Below are 19,214 nucleotides of genomic sequence, written 5' to 3'. Positions count from 1 at the left end.
AAGGTGGCAGCACCGAAGAAGGGCCGCAGGTCCTCCGGGTCACAGGGCAGGCCAGGGCGCCCCTTGGCCGTCATCCTGATCGCCATCGCGGCGCTGACCGGAGGCATGTTCGTCTCCGGTCACACCACGCCGCGACTGGGTATCGATCTCGCGGGCGGCACCAGCTTCACGCTGGAGGCCAAGAACCAGCCGGGCAAGCCCAACGCGATCAACACGGACAACATGAACACCGCCGTGGGGATCATCGAGCGGCGGGTCAACGGTCTGGGTGTGTCCGAGGCCGAGGTCCAGACGCAGGGCGAGAAGCACATCATCGTGAACATCCCCAAGGGGACGAACGCGAAGCAGGCCCGGCAGCAGGTCGGCACCACCGCCCAGCTCTACTTCCGGCCGGTGGTCACGACCACCAGCGGCCAGAAGACCCCCGAGAAGCCCAACTCCACCCCCAGCCCGTCCGCCAGCGCCAGCGGCAAGGGCCAGGACAAGGGCGACGACAAGGGCGGCAAGCCGTCCGGCACCCCGTCGGCCTCGTCATCGGCCTCCTCGTCCTCCTCCGCCAGCCCCAGCACCCAGGGGCGGGCCCTCTCCAAGGGCCTGAAGGCCGACGAGAAGCCCAGCGGGAGCCCCTCGCCGTCGAAGACCCCGAAGCCCGACCCGTCCAAGAGCCCCTCGGGCTCCAACAGCCAGGAAGAGCTGGCCAAGGAGTTCGCGAAGCTGGACTGCACCAAGCCGGCCGGACGCGCCGCGGCGGCCGAGAAGGCGGCCAACGCCAAGCCGACCGACTCGGTGCTGGCGTGCAGCCAGAAGGGCGACGCCAAGTTCGTCCTCGGCCCCTCCGAGGTCGAGGGCACCGACGTGGACGACGCCTCGGCGGTCTTCGAGAGCCAGAACGGGGCGGGCTGGATCGTCCAGCTCGACTTCAACGGCAAGGGCTCCAAGAAGTTCGCCAAGACCACCGGTGAGCTCAACGCCAAGCAGTCCCCGCAGAACCGCTTCGCGATCGTCCTGGACGGCGAGGTCGTCTCCGACCCCGAGGTCACCCAGGGCGCCATCACCGGCGGCCGGGCCACCATCTCCGGCGGCTTCACCCAGCAGAGCTCCGAGGACCTGGCCAACGTGCTGTCCTTCGGCGCCCTCCCGCTGTCCTTCGACATCGCCGACGAGACCACCGTCTCCGCCGCGCTCGGCGGTGAGCAGCTGGACGCCGGTCTGATCGCCGGTGCCATCGGCCTCGCGCTCGTCGTGATCTACCTGGTCGTCTACTACCGCGGTCTCGCCCTCGTGGCCATGGCCAGCCTCGGCGTCTCCGCGATCCTGACGTACACGATCATGGTGCTGCTCGGCCCGGGCATCGGCTTCGCGCTGAACCTCCCGGCGGTCTGCGGCGCGATCGTGGCCATCGGTATCACCGCCGACTCGTTCATCGTCTACTTCGAACGGATCCGCGACGAGATCCGGGAGGGCCGCTCGCTGCGCCCCGCCGTCGAGCGCGGCTGGCCGCGGGCCCGGCGCACCATCCTGGTGTCCGACTTCGTGTCCTTCCTGGCCGCCGCGGTGCTCTACATCGTCACCGTCGGCAAGGTGCAGGGCTTCGCCTTCACCCTGGGGCTCACCACGCTGCTCGACGTCGCCGTGGTGTTCCTCTTCACCAAGCCGCTGATGACGATCCTCGCCCGCCGCCCGTTCTTCGGGAGCGGCCACTCGTGGTCCGGCCTCGACCCCAAGCGCCTCGGGGCCACGCCGCCGCTGCGCCGCCGCCGTTCCGCCCGCCCCGGCCCCGCCGACACGAAGGAGGCGTGAGATGTCGCGACTCGGCACTCTCGGCGCCAGGCTCTACCGAGGCGAGGTCGGTTACGACTTCGTCGGCAAGCGGAAGATCTGGTACGGCATCTCGATACTGATCACCATCACGGCCATCGTGGGCCTGGCGGTGCGCGGCCTGAACATGGGCATCGAGTTCTCCGGCGGCGCGGTCTTCACGACCCCCAACACCAAGGTCTCCAGCACCGATGTGCGCCAGGCCGCCGAGGACGCCTCCGGCGGCCACACCGTCGTCGTCCAGGAGCTCGGCCGCGGCGGGCTGCGGATCCAGATCAGCGAGCTGGGCACCAAGGAGGCGCTGCCGGTCCAGGAGCAGCTCGCCAAGGAGCTGGGCGTCAAGACCGACAAGATCGACACCCAGCTGGTCGGCCCGAGCTGGGGCGAGCAGATCGCCAGCAAGGCCTGGCAGGGTCTGGCGATCTTCATGGTGCTGGTGGTGATCTATCTCGCCATCGCCTTCGAATGGCGGATGGCGCTGGCCGCCCTGGTCGCCCTGATCCACGACCTCACCATCACCGTCGGTGTCTACGCGCTGGTCGGCTTCGAGGTCACCCCGGGCACCGTGATCGGTCTGCTGACGATCCTCGGTTATTCGCTCTACGACACCGTCGTGGTCTTCGACGGTCTCAAGGAAGCGTCGAAGGACATCACCAAGCAGACCCGCTTCACCTACAGCGAGATCGCCAACCGCAGCCTCAACTCGACCCTGGTGCGGTCCATCAACACCACGGTCGTGGCGCTGCTGCCGGTCGGCGCGCTGCTGTTCATCGGCGGCGGTCTGCTCGGTGCGGGCATGCTCAACGACATCTCCCTCGCGCTCTTCGTCGGCCTCGCCGCCGGTGCGTACTCCTCGATCTTCATCGCGACCCCGCTGGTCGCCGATCTGAAGGAGCGCGACCCGAGGATGAAGTCCCTGGCCAAGCGGGTGAAGGCCAAGCGCGCCGCGGCCGCCAAGGCCGAGCCGGCCGACTCGGCCTCCGAGGAGGACGACGGCCCGGCCCTGGAGGACGCCGCCGCGGCCCCCGCCGGGGTCGTCGGCCAGCGCCGCCAGCCCGCCTCCCGTAACCGGGGGCGCGGCCGGCCGTCCGGCAAGCGGCGTTGAGCGGGGGAGTCTGAGAGATGACGGAGACGACGGAGACCACGCCGGGCAGCCCGGACGGATTCGGCGGAGCCTCCGCCGAGGAGCTGCGCACCCTGCTGCTCAGCCGCATCCAGGACGTGCCGGACTACCCCAAGCCCGGCGTGATGTTCAAGGACATCACCCCGCTGCTCGCCGACGCCGCGGCCTTCGGCGCGCTCACCGAGGCGCTCGCCGAGCTGTGCCTGCGGCACCGGGCGGACAAGGTGGTGGGCCTGGAGGCACGCGGCTTCATCCTCGCCGCCCCGGCCGCCGTCCGCGCCGGAATCGGCTTCGTACCGGTCCGCAAGGCCGGCAAGCTCCCCGGAGCGACGCTCGCCCAGGCCTACGAGCTGGAGTACGGCACGGCCGAGATCGAGATACACGCCGACGCGCTGGAGCCCGGCGACCGGGTGCTGGTGATCGACGACGTGCTGGCCACCGGCGGCACCGCCGAGGCGTCCCTGCGGCTCATCCGGCGGGCCGGCGCCCGGATCGCCGGGGTCGCCGTGCTGCTGGAGCTCGGCTTCCTCGACGGCCGCGACCGGCTGCTGGGCTCGCTCGACAGCGCCCCGCTGGAGGCCCTGATCACGGTCTGAGCGAGGCCCCGATCACGGTCTGGGCCGGGCTTACGGGCCCGTACACCGGGCCGGGAGGACCGCCGGAGGGCGGGGACGCGCACCGCGGGTCCCCGCCCTCCGCCATGCCGTCCCATGCCTCCGTCATGCCCGGCTTGGCGGTCGAGAGGCAAGCGGAGTGGCGGGATCGATACCATGGCAGCCCGACCTTCTTGGGTCCGGACCGCTAGGAGTGCTCTTGCCAGACGAGGCCCAGCCGCTCTCGCCCAAAGTCCGTCCGGGCGGAAACCCCTCCGCACAGCCGGACGCGCCCACCGCCGCCGAGCCGACGGCGGCCCCAGGCGCGCCCAGGAACAGCGGTGACGGCGCGGCCCGGCGCGGCCCCGAGCAGACCAGCCCGAAGCCCGCCGCTGGCCGCGGCAGCAGCCTGCCCGCCACCACGCCCCCCGCGCGCCCCGTACAGAGCCCCGCGCCCCGCTCGGGCTCGTCAAACCGCGTCCGGGCCCGGCTGGCGCGCCTCGGCGTCCAGCGCTCCAGCCCGTACAACCCGGTGCTGGAGCCGCTGCTGCGCATCGTGCGCGGCAACGACCCCAAGGCGGAGGCCGCGACGCTGCGCCAGATCGAGCGCGCGTACCAGGTGGCCGAGCGCTGGCACCGCGGCCAGAAGCGCAAGAGCGGCGATCCGTACATCACCCACCCCCTCGCGGTGACCACGATCCTCGCCGAGCTGGGTATGGATCCGGCCACTTTGATGGCCGGGCTGCTGCATGACACCGTCGAGGACACCGAGTACGGCCTGGACACCCTGCGCCGCGACTTCGGCGACCAGGTCGCCCTGCTCGTGGACGGCGTCACCAAGCTGGACAAGGTCAAGTTCGGCGAGGCGGCCCAGGCCGAGACCGTGCGGAAGATGGTCGTCGCCATGGCCCGGGACCCCCGGGTGCTGGTGATCAAGCTGGCCGACCGGCTGCACAACATGCGCACCATGCGCTACCTCAAGCGGGAGAAGCAGGAGAAGAAGGCCCGCGAGACCCTCGAGATCTACGCCCCGCTCGCCCATCGCCTGGGCATGAACACCATCAAGTGGGAGCTGGAGGACCTCGCCTTCGCGATCCTCTACCCCAAGATGTACGACGAGATCGTGCGGCTGGTCGCCGAGCGGGCCCCCAAGCGCGACGAGTACCTGGCCGTCGTCACCGACCAGGTCCAGGGCGATCTGCGGGCGGCGCGGATCAAGGCGACCGTCACCGGCCGCCCGAAGCACTACTACTCCGTCTACCAGAAGATGATCGTGCGCGGCCGCGACTTCGCCGAGATCTACGACCTGGTGGGCATTCGGGTCCTCGTCGACACCGTCCGCGACTGCTACGCGGCGCTCGGGACCATCCACGCGCGGTGGAACCCGGTGCCCGGGCGGTTCAAGGACTACATCGCGATGCCCAAGTTCAACATGTACCAGTCGCTGCACACGACGGTCATCGGGCCCAGCGGCAAGCCGGTCGAGCTCCAGATCCGCACCTTCGACATGCACCGCCGCGCCGAGTACGGCATCGCCGCGCACTGGAAGTACAAGCAGGAGGCGGTGGCGGGCGCCTCCAAGGTGCGCACCGATGTGCCCCGTAGGGCGGGCAAGGACGACGCCATCAACGACATGGCGTGGCTGCGGCAGCTCCTGGACTGGCAGAAGGAGACCGAGGACCCGGGCGAGTTCCTGGAGTCCCTGCGCTTCGACCTCTCGCGCAACGAGGTCTTCGTCTTCACGCCCAAGGGCGATGTCATAGCGCTTCCGGCCGGTGCCACCCCGGTCGACTTCGCCTACGCCGTGCACACCGAGGTCGGCCACCGTACGATCGGCGCCCGGGTCAACGGGCGGCTGGTCCCGCTGGAGTCCACCCTGGACAACGGCGACCTGGTGGAGGTCTTCACCTCCAAGGCCGCGGGCGCCGGGCCGTCCCGCGACTGGCTGGGCTTCGTCAAGTCGCCGCGCGCCCGTAACAAGATCCGCGCCTGGTTCTCCAAGGAGCGCCGCGACGAGGCCATCGAACAGGGCAAGGACGCGATCGTCCGGGCGATGCGCAAGCAGAACCTGCCCATCCAGCGGATCCTGACCGGCGACTCGCTGGTCACCCTCGCCCATGAGATGCGCTACCCCGACATCTCCGCGCTCTACGCGGCGATCGGCGAGGGCCATGTCTCCGCGCAGAACGTGGTGCAGAAGCTCGTCCAGGCGCTCGGCGGCGAGGAGGCCGCCAACGAGGACATCGCCGAGACCGCCCCGCCCATCCGCCGCACCAAGCGCCGCTCCAGCGCCGATCCGGGCGTGGTGGTCAAGGGCGTCGAGGACGTGTGGGTCAAGCTGGCCCGCTGCTGTACGCCGGTGCCCGGCGACCCCATCATCGGCTTCGTCACCCGCGGCAGCGGCGTCTCGGTGCACCGCGCCGACTGCGTCAACGTGGACTCGCTCTCCCAGCAGCCCGAGCGCATCCTCGACGTGGAGTGGGCGCCCACCCAGTCGTCGGTCTTCCTGGTGGCCATCCAGGTCGAGGCGCTGGACCGGTCCCGGCTGCTGTCGGACGTCACCCGGGTGCTGTCCGACCAGCACGTCAACATCCTCTCCGCGGCCGTGCAGACCTCCCGCGACCGGGTGGCCACCTCGCGCTTCACCTTCGAGATGGGCGACCCCAAACACCTGGGCCACGTCCTGAAGGCCGTACGCGGCGTGGAGGGCGTCTACGACGTCTACCGGGTCACCTCGGCCCGCGCCCGCTGAGGACGCGCCGCTGATCCGCTGAGGGGGACCGCTGAGGGGATCCGCTGAGCACTCGACGGCGGCGGCCCCCGGCGCCTTCGCACCGGGGGCCGCCGCCGTATGGCGGATCAGCGCGCGCTCAGCCGCCGAACTCCTGGAGGCCCTTCAGCGCCTGGTCCAGCAGCGCCTGCCGGCCCTCGAGCTCCTTGGAGAGCTTGTCGGCCTTCGCATTGTTCCCCGCCGCGCGGGCGGCGTCGATCTGGGACCGCAGCTTGTCTACGGCGTCCTGGAGCTGGCCAGTGAGCCCCGCGGCGCGCGCCCGCGCCTCGGGGTTGGTCCGCCGCCACTCCGTCTCCTCGGCGTCCTGGATGGCGCGCTCCACCGCGTGCATCCGGCCCTCGATACGGGCGCGGGCGTCCCTCGGCACATGGCCGATGGCCTCCCACCGCTCGTTGATCGACCGGAAGGCCGCGCGGGACGCCTTCAGGTCCGAGATCGGCAGCAGCTTCTCGGCCTCGACGACGAGCTCCTCCTTACGGGTGAGATTCTCCCGCTGCTCGGCGTCACGCTCCGCGAAGACCTCGCTACGGGCCTGGAAGAAGACGTCCTGCGCACCGCGGAAGCGGTTCCACAGGTCCTCCTCGGACTCGCGCTGGGCGCGGCCCGCGGCCTTCCAGTCCGACATCAGCTCCCGGTACCGCGCCGCGGTCGGACCCCAGTCGGTGGAGTCGGAGAGCGCCTCGGCCTCGGCGACCAGCTTCTCCTTGGTCTGCCGGGCCTCCTCGCGCTGGGCGTCCAGGGCCGCGAAGTGCGCCTTGCGCCGCTTGGAGAAGGCCGAGCGGGCGTGCGAGAAGCGGTGCCACAGCTCGTCGTCGGTCTTGCGGTCCAGCCGGGGCAGGCCCTTCCAGGTGTCCACCAGGGCGCGCAGCCGCTCCCCGGCGGCCCGCCACTGCTCGCTGGCGGCCAGCTGCTCGGCCTCGGCGACCAGGTCCTCCTTGGCCCTGCGGGCCTCGTCGGCCTGGACCGCCTTGGCCGCCTTGCGCTGCTCGCGGCGGACCTCGACCTCCCCGGCGAGCTTGTCGAGCCGCTTCCTGAGCGCGTCCAGATCGCCGACCACATGATGCTCGTCGACCTGCCGGCGGATGTGCTCGATGGCCGCGGTCGCGTCCTTGGCGGACAGATCGGTGGTCTTGACCCTGCGCTCGAGGAGGCCGATCTCGACGACCAGACCGTCGTACTTGCGCTCGAAGTAGGCGAGGGCCTCTTCCGGCGATCCCGCCTGCCACGATCCGACGACCTGCTCCCCGTCGGCCGTACGCACGTACACGGTCCCCGCCTCGTCGACGCGGCCCCAAGGCTCGCTGCTCACAGCGCCTCCTCCACATGATGCCGGGGCGGGCGCGCGGCCCGCGGGCATCGTCCACAGTTTCTTCCGGCCGGGATACGCCCTGGCCGGTCTCATATCAGGGTGGCGGCCATCGGGCCAGGCACCCTACACAACGCCAACATAGGCGACCGGTGCCCCGGCTGTCCGTATCCTGCGCGACCGAAATTTCGCAGTACGCGAGCCCGGCGACCTCAGGACTTGCCGACCGTCGCCTTGTTGATCACCACGCTGGCGTTCGGGGCGGTGTTCATCGTCTGGTCCGGGGGAGCCGCCCCGGCGCCTGCGATCTTCGACAGGACCTTCATCCCGGCCTTGTCCACGGTGCCGAAGGGCGTGTAGTCCGGCGGGAGGTCGCTCTTCTTGTAGACCAGGAAGAACTGGCTGCCGCCGGTGTTCCGGCCCTTCTTGGTCTGCGGGTTGTACTGGTTGGCCATGGCGACGGTCCCGGCCGGGTACTTGCCGCCCTTGATCGAGGCGTCCTTGAGGTTCTCGTCCGGGATGGTGTAGCCGGGGCCGCCCGCGCCGGTGCCCTGCGGGTCACCGCACTGGAGCACGTAGATCCCCTGGTTCACCAGCCGGTGGCACTTGGTGTGGTCGAAGTAGCCCTTGCCCGCCAGGAAGCTGAAGGAGTTGACCGTGTGCGGCGCCTTGCCCGCGTCCATGGTCACGGAGATGTCCCCGCAGGTCGTCTCGAGCTTCATCGTGTAGGAGGCCGACTTGTCGATCGTGACCGCCGGCTCCTTCTTCCACGACATCTTCTTCGGCTTCTTGTCCGCGACCGCCTTCGCCTCCTTGGCGCAGGGGTCGGGCGCCTTGCTGGTGGGGGCGGCCGAGGGAGTGGCGGAGGAGGCGGCGTCGTCCTTCTTGTCCTTGTCCTTCCCGGACAGCGCGCCCGTGGCCGCGACGGCACCGCCGCCGGCCAGGACCACGGCCAGCACGGCGGCGATCACCACATTGCGCTGGCGCGACTTGTGCCGGGCGGTTTCGCGCCGCTGCTGCTGCCGAAGGTACTTCTCCCGGGCGAGTTGCCTCCGCCGCTGCTCGTTACTGACCACCGGGTCGTCTCCTCATGGCGTGTGCCGTCGGTGTAATGCTGTTGTGTACGAGGGCTCGGCCGTACCGTATACGGGTTCGCTGTGGCCGGGGCGCCGCCGGTAGGCTCTGAAGCCGCCGACAATCTTCCACCGGACGACTTCTAAGGACGATCGTGCTCATTGCCGGGTTCCCCGCCGGGGCCTGGGGGACCAACTGCTATCTGGTCGCCCCCGCCGCCGGTGAGGAGTGCGTGATCATCGACCCGGGCCACCAGGCGGCCCAAGGCGTCGCGGAGGCGGTCGCCAAGCACCGGCTCAAGCCGGTCGCCGTCGTCCTCACCCACGGCCACATCGACCATGTCGCCTCGGTCGTCCCGGTCTGCGGCGCGCATGACGTACCGGCCTGGATCCACCCGGCCGACCGCTTCATGATGAGCGACCCCGAGAAGGCTTTCGGGCGCTCCATCGGGATGCCGCTGATGGGTGAACTCACCGTGGGCGAGCCGGACGACGTCAAGGAGCTGGCCGACGGCGCCGAGCTGAAGCTGGCGGGCCTGGAGCTCACCGTCGCGCACGCCCCGGGCCATACCAAGGGGTCGGTGACGTTCCAGATGCCCGAGCAGGCGGACATCCCGTCCGTCTTCTTCTCGGGCGATCTGCTCTTCGCCGGCTCCATCGGACGCACCGATCTGCCCGGCGGCGATCACGCCGAGATCCTCGAGTCGCTGGCCCGTGTGGTCCTGCCGCTCGACGACTCGACCGTGGTGCTGTCCGGCCATGGCCCCCAGACCAGCATCGGCCGTGAGCGCGCCACCAACCCGTATCTGCGCGAGGTGGCCGCCGGCCTGGGAGACGGCGCCCGGCGCCCGGCTCCGCGACGAGGAATGTGACGAGAGACTTCCGTTGAGCACCTTCAAAGCCCCCCGGGGCACGTATGACCTGATCCCGCCGGCCTCCGCGACCTACCTCGCGGTGCGCGAGGCGATCGCCGCACCGCTCAGGCGCTCCGGCTACGGCTACATCGAGACCCCCGGTTTCGAGAACGTGGAGCTCTTCGCGCGCGGCGTCGGCGAGTCCACCGACATCGTGACCAAGGAGATGTACACCCTCACCACCAAGGGCGGCGACGAGCTCGCGCTGCGCCCCGAGGGCACCGCCTCGGTGCTGCGCGCCGCCCTGGAGGCCAATCTCCACAAGGCCGGATCGCTGCCGGTCAAGCTCTGGTACTCGGGCTCGTACTACCGCTACGAGCGCCCGCAGAAGGGCCGCTACCGCCACTTCTCGCAGGTCGGCGCGGAGGCCATCGGCGCCGAGGACCCGGCCCTTGACGCCGAGCTGATCGTCCTGGCCCACGACGCCTACCGCTCGCTCGGGCTGCGGAACTTCCGCATCCTGCTGAACTCGCTGGGCGACGCCACCTGCCGCCCCGTCTACCGGGCCGCCCTCCAGGACTTCCTGCGCGCCCTGGACCTGGACGAGGACACCCGGCGGCGTGTGGAGATCAACCCGCTGCGGGTGCTGGACGACAAGCGCGAGGCGGTGCGCGCGCAGCTGGCCGACGCCCCGCTGCTGCGCGACTACCTGTGCGAGGAGTGCAAGGCCTACCACGCGGAGGTCCGCGAGCTGATCACGGCGCGGGGCGTGGCCTTCGAGGACGACGCGAGGCTGGTGCGCGGCCTGGACTACTACACCCGCACCACCTTCGAGTTCGTCCACGACGGCCTGGGCTCCCAGTCCGCGGTCGGCGGCGGCGGCCGCTACGACGGCCTGTCCGAGATGATCGGCGGCCCGGCCCTGCCCTCGGTGGGCTGGGCGCTCGGCGTGGACCGTACGGTGCTCGCGCTGGAGGCCGAGGGCGTCGAGCTGAACCTCCCGGCCGCGGTCAGCGTCTTCGCGGTACCGCTGGGAGAGGAGGCCCGCAAGGTCCTCTTCGGCCTGGTCGGCGAGCTCCGTACGGCGGGCGTCGCCACGGACTTCGCCTACGGCGGCAAGGGCCTGAAGGCCGCCATGAAGGCCGCCAACCGCAGCGGCGCCCGCTACACGATCGTGGCGGGCGAGCGCGACCTCGCCGAGAACGTGGTCCAGCTGAAGGACATGGACTCCGGCGAGCAGTCCCCGGTGCCGCTGACCGAGGTGGTCGAGGCGGTCCGCGCACGCCTTGCCTGAGGGAGCCTCAAAACGCGCCTGAGGGAGACTCAAACCTCGCCTGAGTGAGCCTCAAAGGGGGCCCGGGGAACGCCCCCGGGCTCCCTTCGCCGCTTCCTACAGCAGTCCCAGCCGCATCGCGCTGGTGACCGCAGCGGTGCGATCGGCCACGCCCAGCTTGCCGAAGGCCCGCAGCAGATGGGTCTTCACCGTCGACTCGCCGATGAAGAGACGGCGGCCGATCTCCGCGTTGGTGCAGCCCTCCGCCACCAGCCGCAGCACGTCCGTCTCCCGTTCGGAGAGGCGGGGACGCTCGGGCCGGTCGCGGAGCTGGTCCATCAGCCGCGCGGCGACGGACGGGGCCAGCACCGTCTCGCCGCGCGCGGCGGCACGCACGGCCTCGGCCAGCTCGGCGCGGGGCATGTCCTTGAGCAGATAGCCCGCCGCACCCGCCTCCACCGCGCGCAGGATGTCCCCGTCCGTCTCATAGGTGGTCAGCACGATCACCCGGGACGGCAGCCCGGCGGCGGTCATCCGGGCGATGGACTCCACCCCGTCGCCGTCCGGCATCCGCAGGTCCATCAGCACCACCTCGGGCCGCAGCGAGGCGCACAGCGCCTCCGCCCGCGGGCCGCTGTCCGCCTCGCCGACGACCGTCAGATCGGGTTCGGCGCCGAGCATGCCGCGCAGCCCCTCCCGCACCACCGGGTGGTCGTCCGCGATCAGGATCCGGATCACCGTGCGCTCCTCGTTCGTACCGTCGGCCGGGAGGGATGGGGGGACGGGACGGGCGGCCGGACGGGCAGTTCGAGCTCGACCGTCGTGCCCTCGCCCGGGGCGGCGGTCACCCGAGCCGTGCCGCCCACCTCGCCCGCCCGTGCGCGCAGCCCGGACAGGCCGTAGCCCTCGCGCGGGGCGCCCGGGTCGAAGCCGCGGCCGGTGTCCCGGACCCGCAGCCGCAGCGCGTCCTCGCCGTAGCCGAGCGCGATGGTCACCACGGCGCCCGGCCCCGCGTGCCGGCGGGCGTTGGCCAGCGCCTCCTGGCAGCCGCGCAGCGCCACCACCTCCACGGCGGCGGGCAGTGGCCGGGCCGCCCCCGAGACCTCGACGCGGGCCGGGGCGCCGGTCTGTTCGCCGTGCCGCGCGGCCAGCCGCCGCAGCGCGTCGGGGAGCGAACTGCCGTCCAGGTCCGCCGGGCCCACCCCGGCGACCAGCGCCCGGGCCTCCGCGAGGTTCTCCCGGGCCGTACGGGCCATGAGGCCCAGGTGGCGGCGGGCCAGCGGCATATCGTGGTCCAGCTCCGACTCCACCGCCTGAACCAGCATCAACAGGCTGGTGAAGCCCTGAGCGAGGGTGTCATGGATCTCCCGGGTCAGCCGCTCCCGTTCCGCGAGGGCGCCGTGCGCGGCCGACAGCCGGGCCACCTCCTCGCGACTGGCCTCCAGTTCGGCGATCAGCCGGGCGCGCTCGGTGCTCTGCTGGAGAACCATGATGATCCAGCTGCCGATGAGCAGCGAGAAGGCCCAGGAGACGGCCGCGAAGAGGGAGTTGAAGAACAGATCCCCGGCATCCGGCCGCTCCACGAGCGCCCACACCATCACCGGGACGACATTGATCACGGTGACGGCGATCAGCGCCCTGCGCATCCGCAGCAGCATGAAGCACTGCGGCGTCAGCGCGAAGATGGCGACCCGGACCTCGCCGACCAGCGCCGACGGCACCACGAACAGCAGGAACAGGCCCACCAGATAGACCACCGCGCGGGGCTTGTCCTCGGCTTCCGCGAGCAGCGCCGGCCGGCCGACCAGCACGTACCACGGCGCGGTCGCGGCGAAGACGGCCGCCGCGACCGCGCGCAGTCCGGGCCCGGGATCCGATCCGCCCAGGACGAACAGGAACGTGGCCGCGAAGACGATCGCGAAATAGACGTCCCAGCGGCGATAGGTGCGGTGGTACACGTCCGGATCGCGCGGGCCGGCCGGTGCGTTCAGCCGTCCCGGCGGTTCTTCCAGCGGAAGGTCAGCAGACACAGCACCAATCCTCCGACGCACCACGCGCCCAGCACCAGGGCGATCCGTCCGTACTCCCAGGAGCCCGCCTGCTCCAGCACGGCCGCCGAGTCCGGCAGGAAGACCCCGCGGAATCCCTGGCACATCCACTTCAGCGGGAAGAGCGCGCCCACGGTCAGCATCCAGTCGGGCAGCGTGTCGATCGAGATGAAGACGCCGGAGATGAACTGGAGCACCAGGAACGGCAGAACGACCACCGAGGTGGCGCTCTTGCCCGAACGCGGGACGCTGCTGATCGCGATGCCCAGCAGCGCACAGCCGGTCAGCCCGAGGCCGAAGACCCAGGCGAAGGTGAGCCATGTGGCCGCGCCCGTGGGCAGATCGAGGTCGAAGAGCGCCGCGCCGACGATCAGCAGCAGCACCGTCTCGGCGATCCCGGAGACCAGGACCAGCCACAGCTTGCCGAGGAAGTACGCGGCCGGAGGCATCGGCGTCCCGCGCAGCCGCCGCAGCACCTTCTCGTCCCGTTCGAGCGCGATGGAGACACCCAGCGACTGAAAGCTGGTCGACATCACCCCCGACGCGATCATCGCCGCGGCGTACAGCTGGGAGGCGGTCACGCCCGCGCCCCGCACGTCGTCCCGGAAGATCGAGGCGAACAGTGCCAGGAAGACGATGGGGAAGGCGAAGGTGAAGACCACCTGTTCGCGCCGGCGGAAGAACTGCCTGAGCTCGAGGACGCCCCGGTGCAGCCCGAGGGTCCAGGCGCCGGGCAGCCGCCCGGGGGCGGCCCCGGAGGCGCGTCGGGCGGTGGCGGAGGTGGTGGTCGTGGTGGTCATCGCGCGCCCTCCCCGGGCTGCTCGTCGAGTTGTCCGGTGAGCCGCAGATAGACGTCCTCCAGGGTCGGCCGGGAGATCCGCAGCCCCGGGATCTCCCCGTCGAAGCGGCCCATCAGCTCCGCGACGGTACGGGTCGGGGTCTCCGTCTCCTCCCGGCGCGCCCCGCCGCCGGGCTCGTTCCAGTGGACCGTCGCCCGGCCGCCGTGCCGCTCGCGCAGCTCGGCGGGCGCGCCCTCGGCCACGACCTTGCCCGCGGCGATGACCGCCAGCCGGTCGGACAGCCCTTCCGCCTCGTCCAGGTAGTGCGTGGTGAGCACGATCGTGGTGCCCTCGTCGGCCAGCCGCCGGATCAGCTCCCAGAACCGGCGCCGCGCCGCCGGGTCGAAGCCGGTCGTCGGCTCGTCCAGCAGCAGCAGCTCCGGACCGCCGATCACACCGAGGGCCACATCCAGCCGGCGCCGCTGACCGCCCGACAGCGCCTTGATCCGGCTGCCCGCCTTGTCCTCCAGCCCGACCAGGCCGATGACCTCATCGGGGTCGCGCGGCCGGGGGTAGTAGCGGGCGAAATGGCGCACGGTCTCGTGCACCGTCAACTCGGCCGGGGCGGATTCATCCTGCCAAACGACGCCGATTCGGGACCGCCACTCGCGTCCCCCGGCGGCGGGGTCCCGGCCCAGCACCGTGACCTCGCCCGCGTCCCGGCTCCGATGGCCCTGGAGGATCTCCACCGTCGTGCTCTTGCCCGCCCCGTTGGGGCCCAGGACGCCGAACACCTCACCCTGCCGAATGCCCAGGTCAACGCCGTCCAGCGCGGTCACCGCGCCATAGCGTTTGCGCAGGCCGCGCACCCGTACCGCTTCGTCTGCCATGCCCCTGAGCGTGCCGGTGCCGTGCCGGTCCCGGGGACGACCGGGAGGCCCGTCTTATGTCCTCCGAACGGGGGACAGGGCACCATGGCATGACCGTGATAAGCGCGCCTTGCGGCGACAGCGGGTGCGGCACAATGGCCGTGCCCGACGGGGCTGGAGACGGCGGAGAGCGACGGACGGCGAGTATGGCGACGACAGTGATGGACGACGTGGAGTCCGGCGAGGCGCGGGACGGTGCGCGGGCCGGGACGGGTGGCAGTCGTGCCTTCGCCCTCCTGCTCGTGATCACTGGGGCGCTCGGACTGCTGGCCGCCTGGGTCATCACGATCGACAAGAACAAGATCCTGGAGTACAAGGCCGACGGCAAGGTCTTCACGCCCGGGTGCAGCCTCAACCCCGTCGTCTCCTGCGGCAACATCATGGAGAGCGACCAGGCGCAGGCGTTCGGCTTCCCGAACCCGATGCTCGGCCTCGTCGCCTACGGCATCGTGATCTGCGTGGGCATGTCACTGCTGACCGGGGCGCGCTTCCCGCGCTGGTACTGGCTGACCTTCAACGCGGGCACGCTCTTCGGCGTCGGCTTCGTGACCTGGCTCCAGTACGAGTCGCTGTACGTCATCGGCTCGCTGTGCCTGTGGTGCTGCCTGGCCTGGGTCGCCACCATCGTGATGTTCTGCTACGTCACCGGCCACAACCTCAAGCACGGCTACCTCCCGGCGCCGGACGGGCTGCGGCGCGGGCTCATGGAGTTCCACTGGGTGGTCCCGGTGATGTGGATCGGCGTCATCGGCATGCTGATCCTGACCCGCTGGTGGGATTTCTGGACGGGCGCGCAGGGCTGAGCCCGCACCCTCCGAAACCCCGCGCGCGGCGGCGTTGTCAGTGCGGTGTCATAGGCTTCCCGGGTGGAGCCAGACCTGTTCACCGCCGCCGCAGAGGACCGCCAGGAGAAGGATCCGGCCAGCAGTCCGCTGGCCGTGCGGATGCGTCCGCGCACCCTCGACGAGGTCGTGGGCCAGCAGCATCTGCTGCGCCCCGGGTCCCCGCTGCGGCGGCTCGTGGGCGAGGGCGGCGGGGGGCCGGCCGGGCCGTCGTCGGTGATCCTCTGGGGCCCGCCGGGCATCGGCAAGACGACGCTGGCGTATGTGGTCAGCCAGGCCACCCAGAAGCGCTTCGTCGAGCTGTCGGCCATCACCGCGGGGGTCAAGGAGGTCCGGGCCGTCATCGACGGCGCGCGCCGCTCCTCCGGGGCGTACGGGCGGGACACCGTGCTCTTCCTGGACGAGATCCACCGCTTCAGCAAGGCCCAGCAGGACTCGCTGCTGCCCGCCGTGGAGAACCGCTGGGTGACGCTGATCGCGGCCACCACCGAGAATCCGTACTTCTCCGTGATCTCCCCGCTGCTCTCCCGCTCGCTGCTGCTCACCCTGGAGCCGCTGACCGACGACGATCTGCGCGGGCTGCTGCGGCGCGCGCTCACCGACGAGCGTGGGCTCGGCGGGGCGGTGACCCTCCCCGAGGACGCCGAGGCGCATCTGCTGCGGATAGCGGGCGGCGATGCCCGGCGGGCGCTCACCGCGCTGGAGGCGGGCGCCGGGGCGGCCCTGGACAAGGGCGAGGCCGAGGTCACGCTCACCTCGCTGGAGGAGGCGGTCGACCGGGCCGCGGTGAAGTACGACCGCGCCGGGGACCAGCACTACGACGTGGCCAGCGCCCTCATCAAGTCCATCCGCGGCTCGGACGTGGATGCGGCGCTGCACTATCTGGCCCGGATGATCGAGGCGGGGGAGGACCCGCGGTTCATCGCCCGCCGGCTGATGATCTCGGCGAGCGAGGACATCGGCCTGGCCGACCCCACCGCGCTGCCCACCGCCGTGGCGGCGGCGCAGGCGGTCGCCCTGATCGGCTTCCCGGAGGCCGCGCTCACCCTGAGCCACGCCACCATCGCCCTGGCGCTCGCGCCCAAGTCCAACGCCGCCACCACCGCCATCGGCGCCGCGCTCGCCGATGTGCGGGCGGGTCTGGCCGGGCCGGTGCCGCCGCATCTGCGCGACGGCCACTACCAGGGCGCCAAGAAGCTCGGCCACGCACAGGGCTATCTCTATCCGCACGATCTGCCCGGCGGCATCGCGGCACAGCAGTACGCACCGGACAAGATCCACGGCAAGCGGTACTACGAGCCCACGCGGTACGGGGCCGAGGCGCGGTACGCGGATGTGGTGGAGCGGGTGCGGGCGCGGCTGCGCGGCGACCCGCCGCCGTCCGGCGACGGTCCGGCCACCACCTCGTCGTAGCGGTCAGCCCGCCTCACCCCACCCGCCACCAGGACGGCGTCCTCAGCTCGCCGCCGCGTCGAACAGGGCGTGCATCGCGTACCGCAGCTCGGACACGCTCCGCACCGGCTCGGGGAAGTCGAAGCGCGCGTCGAACGGCCGGTCCGCCTCGTCCGTGAAGCGCACCCGCAGACCGAAGCGGTCCAGCGCCACCGGGGTGGCCGGGCCCCGGGCGCAGACCAGGCCGGAGCGGTCGCCGAGCAGCGCGCACAGCCCGCGCACCTGCTCGCTGTGGGCGGCGTGCAGGTGCTGGAGCAGATCGGCCTCGTGCCGGACCAGCGGATCGGGGTCGGCCGAGGTGAAGTCGTCCGGCTCGACGCCGTCCTGGCCCCACAGGTCGTCCACGCACGCCTCGCCGACCTCCAGCCGCAGCAGCGTCCAGGCGGCTCTCCCGGCGGGCCCCACCCCGGTGGCCGGCCCACCGCGCCGCGACGGCCGCGGCGCCTGGTCGAGGCCGAGCAGTTCGCCCACCGGATGCCGCTCGGCCAGCAGCGCCGCCGCGGTGCGCGTGCGCTCACCGCAGGGGACGGGGGTGAGCCAGCCGGCCACCCAGGCGCGGCCCCGGATCCGGTGGGGCATCGCGACGGGGGCCACGTCGGTGATCTCCATCACGCAGGTCAGCTCGTCGTCCTGGGCGTGGGCGGCGGCGCGGGCGGCGGGGGAGGCGCTGGGCACGAGCAGCAGCACATCCCCGTCCGGGGCGACCGTACGGGCGGTGGGACCGTCCGCCCCCAGGTCGTCCAGGGCCTCGATTCCGGGAATCGTCAACGAAGCCGTAGCCTTGGATTCAACGAGAGTACGTACGCGCTCTGCCGGTGTGGGCCGCAGGGTGCTTTCCATGGGACGCGGCTGACCCTCCTCGGGGCTCTGACCAGTGCTGGGCAGGGGGATCCCAGGTCGAAACATGCGTTCTCCTCGGCTAAGGTAAGGCTCACCTAACTTACATGGAGGTTCGTTCCCCGTGAACCAGTCGCGTCCCAAGGTCAAGAAGTCGCGGGCGCTCGGCATCGCTCTGACCCCGAAGGCCGTCAAGTACTTCGAGGCCCGCCCCTACCCGCCGGGCGAGCACGGCCGTGGCCGCAAGCAGACCAGTGACTACAAGGTCCGGCTGCTGGAGAAGCAGCGGCTGCGCGCCCAGTACGACATCAGCGAGCGCCAGATGGCCCGTGCCTACGACCGCGCCCGGAAGGCCGAGGGCAAGACGGGCGAGGCCCTGGTCGTCGAGCTCGAGCGCCGTCTGGACGCGCTCGTTCTGCGGTCGGGCATCGCCCGCACCATCTACCAGGCCCGCCAGATGGTCACCCACGGCCACATCGAGGTCAACGGCCGCAAGGTCGACAAGCCGTCCTTCCGGGTCCGCCCGGACGACGTGGTGATGGTCCGCGAGCGCAGCCGCGAGAAGGTCCCCTTCCAGGTGGCGCGCGAGGGTGGTTACGCCCCCGACGGCGAGACCCCGCGCTACCTCCAGGTCAACCTGAAGGCGCTCGCCTTCCGCCTGGACCGGGACCCCAACCGCAAGGAGATCCCGGTGATCTGCGACGAGCAGCTCGTCGTCGAGTACTACGCCCGCTGATCCGGCGGAGCGCACCGTACGCACCCGAGCCCGCGGGTTCCCCCTCGACACCGGTCGACGGGGAACCCGCGGGCTTGTCCGATGGCGGGTCCGCACCGGGCGCCCGGCGGCCGTTATGCGTTTCGGGTGCGCGTCCGCGGCGCGATAAGGTCGATACCTGCCGCCCGCACCCGGATACCGCCCGAGAGCGGCGGGCGACGGACGACGCCGAACGACGCGTCATCACGACACGTCAGCGCGCCGAGCACGACCAACACGACCAATACGAGACAACGACGACGAGCGGCGACAGGGAGCGGTGCGACGTGTCCGGTGGAGAGGTGGCCGGGATCCTCGTGGCCGTCTTCTGGGCGATCCTGGTGTCCTTCCTGGCGCTGGCGCTGGTAAGGCTGGCCCAGACGCTCAAGGCGGCCACCAGACTGGTGGCCGAGGTCACCGACCAGGCGGTGCCGCTGCTGAGCGAGGCGTCCGCGACCGTGCGCGAGGCCAATACCCAGCTCGCCCGGGTGGACTCGATCGCCTCCGACGTCCAGGAGGTCACCTCCAACGCCTCCGCGCTCTCCTCGACCGTCTCCACCGCCTTCGGCGGACCGCTGGTCAAGGTGGCCGCGTTCGGCTACGGCGTCCGGCGGGCGATCGGCCGCAAGGGGCGGGCGGAGGAGGACGAGCCCGCGCCCACGCGCAACGTCGTCATCGGCAAGACCCTGCCGTCCGCCCGCCGGGGCGGCCGCCGCAACCGTGGATCGAAGGGCTGACAGAC

General features: G+C 71.4%; 17 protein-coding genes. 10 read left to right on the top strand and 7 right to left on the bottom strand.

Going from position 1 to position 19,214, the window contains the following annotated elements:
- Positions 1-3: 3 nt before the first annotated feature.
- The 4 genes from secD to ACT2CW_RS09305 all read left to right on the top strand — a co-directional run bounded on the left by secD (position 4) and on the right by ACT2CW_RS09305 (position 6,286).
- A complete protein-coding gene (secD, locus tag ACT2CW_RS09320) occupies positions 4-1,800 on the top strand; it encodes a protein translocase subunit SecD (protein ID WP_445516211.1) in 1,797 nt (598 codons plus the stop codon).
- Between the two features lies 1 nt (position 1,801).
- Entirely contained in the window at positions 1,802-2,923 is a 1,122-nt protein-coding gene (secF, locus tag ACT2CW_RS09315) for a protein translocase subunit SecF (RefSeq protein ID WP_164425000.1), read from the top strand.
- Between the two features lie 17 nt (positions 2,924-2,940).
- Entirely contained in the window at positions 2,941-3,537 is a 597-nt protein-coding gene (locus ACT2CW_RS09310) for an adenine phosphoribosyltransferase (protein WP_233361499.1), read from the top strand.
- 217 nt (positions 3,538-3,754) lie between these two features.
- Entirely contained in the window at positions 3,755-6,286 is a 2,532-nt protein-coding gene (locus ACT2CW_RS09305) for a RelA/SpoT family protein (protein WP_445516210.1), read from the top strand.
- Between the two features lie 118 nt (positions 6,287-6,404).
- Here ACT2CW_RS09305 and ACT2CW_RS09300 read toward each other — a convergent pair whose 3' ends face one another.
- Positions 6,405-7,634: a DUF349 domain-containing protein gene (locus tag ACT2CW_RS09300; RefSeq protein ID WP_445516209.1), complete on the bottom strand. Its 1,230-nt coding sequence runs from the start codon at positions 7,632-7,634 to the stop codon at positions 6,405-6,407.
- Positions 7,635-7,843: 209 nt separating this feature from the next.
- On the bottom strand, positions 7,844-8,707 hold the full coding sequence (locus ACT2CW_RS09295; RefSeq protein WP_414082019.1) for a peptidylprolyl isomerase: 864 nt from the start codon (positions 8,705-8,707) through the stop codon (positions 7,844-7,846).
- 152 nt (positions 8,708-8,859) lie between these two features.
- Between ACT2CW_RS09295 and ACT2CW_RS09290 the strand changes: the two genes are divergently transcribed.
- Together ACT2CW_RS09290 and hisS are read left to right on the top strand one after the other, a co-directional pair.
- The gene (locus ACT2CW_RS09290) at positions 8,860-9,576 is read left to right on the top strand and encodes an MBL fold metallo-hydrolase (protein WP_445516208.1); all 717 of its coding nucleotides are present in this window, start codon (positions 8,860-8,862) and stop codon (positions 9,574-9,576) included.
- Between the two features lie 13 nt (positions 9,577-9,589).
- Positions 9,590-10,852, top strand: coding sequence for a histidine--tRNA ligase (hisS, locus tag ACT2CW_RS09285; RefSeq protein WP_164425010.1), 1,263 nt, complete (start codon positions 9,590-9,592; stop codon positions 10,850-10,852).
- A 96-nt stretch (positions 10,853-10,948) separates the two neighbouring features.
- Here hisS and ACT2CW_RS09280 read toward each other — a convergent pair whose 3' ends face one another.
- From ACT2CW_RS09280 to ACT2CW_RS09265, 4 genes are read right to left on the bottom strand one after another with little or no spacing between them, the layout of a single operon-like run.
- Positions 10,949-11,569 carry a response regulator gene (locus tag ACT2CW_RS09280; protein ID WP_445516207.1) on the bottom strand — a complete coding sequence of 207 codons (621 nt, stop codon included), beginning with the start codon at positions 11,567-11,569 and terminating at the stop codon, positions 10,949-10,951.
- A complete protein-coding gene (locus ACT2CW_RS09275; protein ID WP_445516206.1) occupies positions 11,566-12,861 on the bottom strand; it encodes a sensor histidine kinase in 1,296 nt (431 codons plus the stop codon). The genes ACT2CW_RS09280 and ACT2CW_RS09275 overlap by 4 nt, the downstream gene beginning before the upstream one ends.
- A complete protein-coding gene (locus tag ACT2CW_RS09270; protein ID WP_182469673.1) occupies positions 12,819-13,679 on the bottom strand; it encodes an ABC transporter permease in 861 nt (286 codons plus the stop codon). The genes ACT2CW_RS09275 and ACT2CW_RS09270 overlap by 43 nt, the downstream gene beginning before the upstream one ends.
- On the bottom strand, positions 13,676-14,548 hold the full coding sequence (locus ACT2CW_RS09265; RefSeq protein WP_445516205.1) for an ABC transporter ATP-binding protein: 873 nt from the start codon (positions 14,546-14,548) through the stop codon (positions 13,676-13,678). Before ACT2CW_RS09265 ends, ACT2CW_RS09270 begins: the two co-directional genes overlap by 4 nt.
- A gap of 200 nt (positions 14,549-14,748) precedes the next feature.
- On the opposite strand from ACT2CW_RS09265, the gene ACT2CW_RS09260 reads away from it, so the two are divergent.
- Both ACT2CW_RS09260 and ACT2CW_RS09255 read left to right on the top strand, forming a co-directional pair.
- A complete protein-coding gene (locus ACT2CW_RS09260) occupies positions 14,749-15,390 on the top strand; it encodes a vitamin K epoxide reductase family protein (protein WP_375792240.1) in 642 nt (213 codons plus the stop codon).
- A 63-nt stretch (positions 15,391-15,453) separates the two neighbouring features.
- On the top strand, positions 15,454-16,842 hold the full coding sequence (locus ACT2CW_RS09255) for a replication-associated recombination protein A (RefSeq protein ID WP_445516204.1): 1,389 nt from the start codon (positions 15,454-15,456) through the stop codon (positions 16,840-16,842).
- Positions 16,843-16,884: 42 nt separating this feature from the next.
- Here the strand turns inward: ACT2CW_RS09255 and ACT2CW_RS09250 are convergent, their stop codons facing one another.
- Complete coding sequence (locus ACT2CW_RS09250; RefSeq protein ID WP_445516203.1) at positions 16,885-17,649, bottom strand: DUF2470 domain-containing protein; 765 nt, start codon at positions 17,647-17,649, stop codon at positions 16,885-16,887.
- A gap of 193 nt (positions 17,650-17,842) precedes the next feature.
- On the opposite strand from ACT2CW_RS09250, the gene rpsD reads away from it, so the two are divergent.
- Both rpsD and ACT2CW_RS09240 read left to right on the top strand, forming a co-directional pair.
- Positions 17,843-18,454 carry a 30S ribosomal protein S4 gene (gene rpsD / locus ACT2CW_RS09245; RefSeq protein WP_037951633.1) on the top strand — a complete coding sequence of 204 codons (612 nt, stop codon included), beginning with the start codon at positions 17,843-17,845 and terminating at the stop codon, positions 18,452-18,454.
- Between the two features lie 305 nt (positions 18,455-18,759).
- Positions 18,760-19,209, top strand: a complete 450-nt coding sequence (locus tag ACT2CW_RS09240) for a DUF948 domain-containing protein (RefSeq protein WP_037951634.1) — start codon at positions 18,760-18,762, stop codon at positions 19,207-19,209.
- Positions 19,210-19,214: the final 5 nt, after the last annotated feature.

The sequence above is a fragment of the Streptomyces sp. NEAU-174 genome (genome assembly GCF_052665095.1).
Note: the sequence above shows the minus strand (reverse complement) of the source record. Positions and strands in the feature narration are given on the sequence as shown.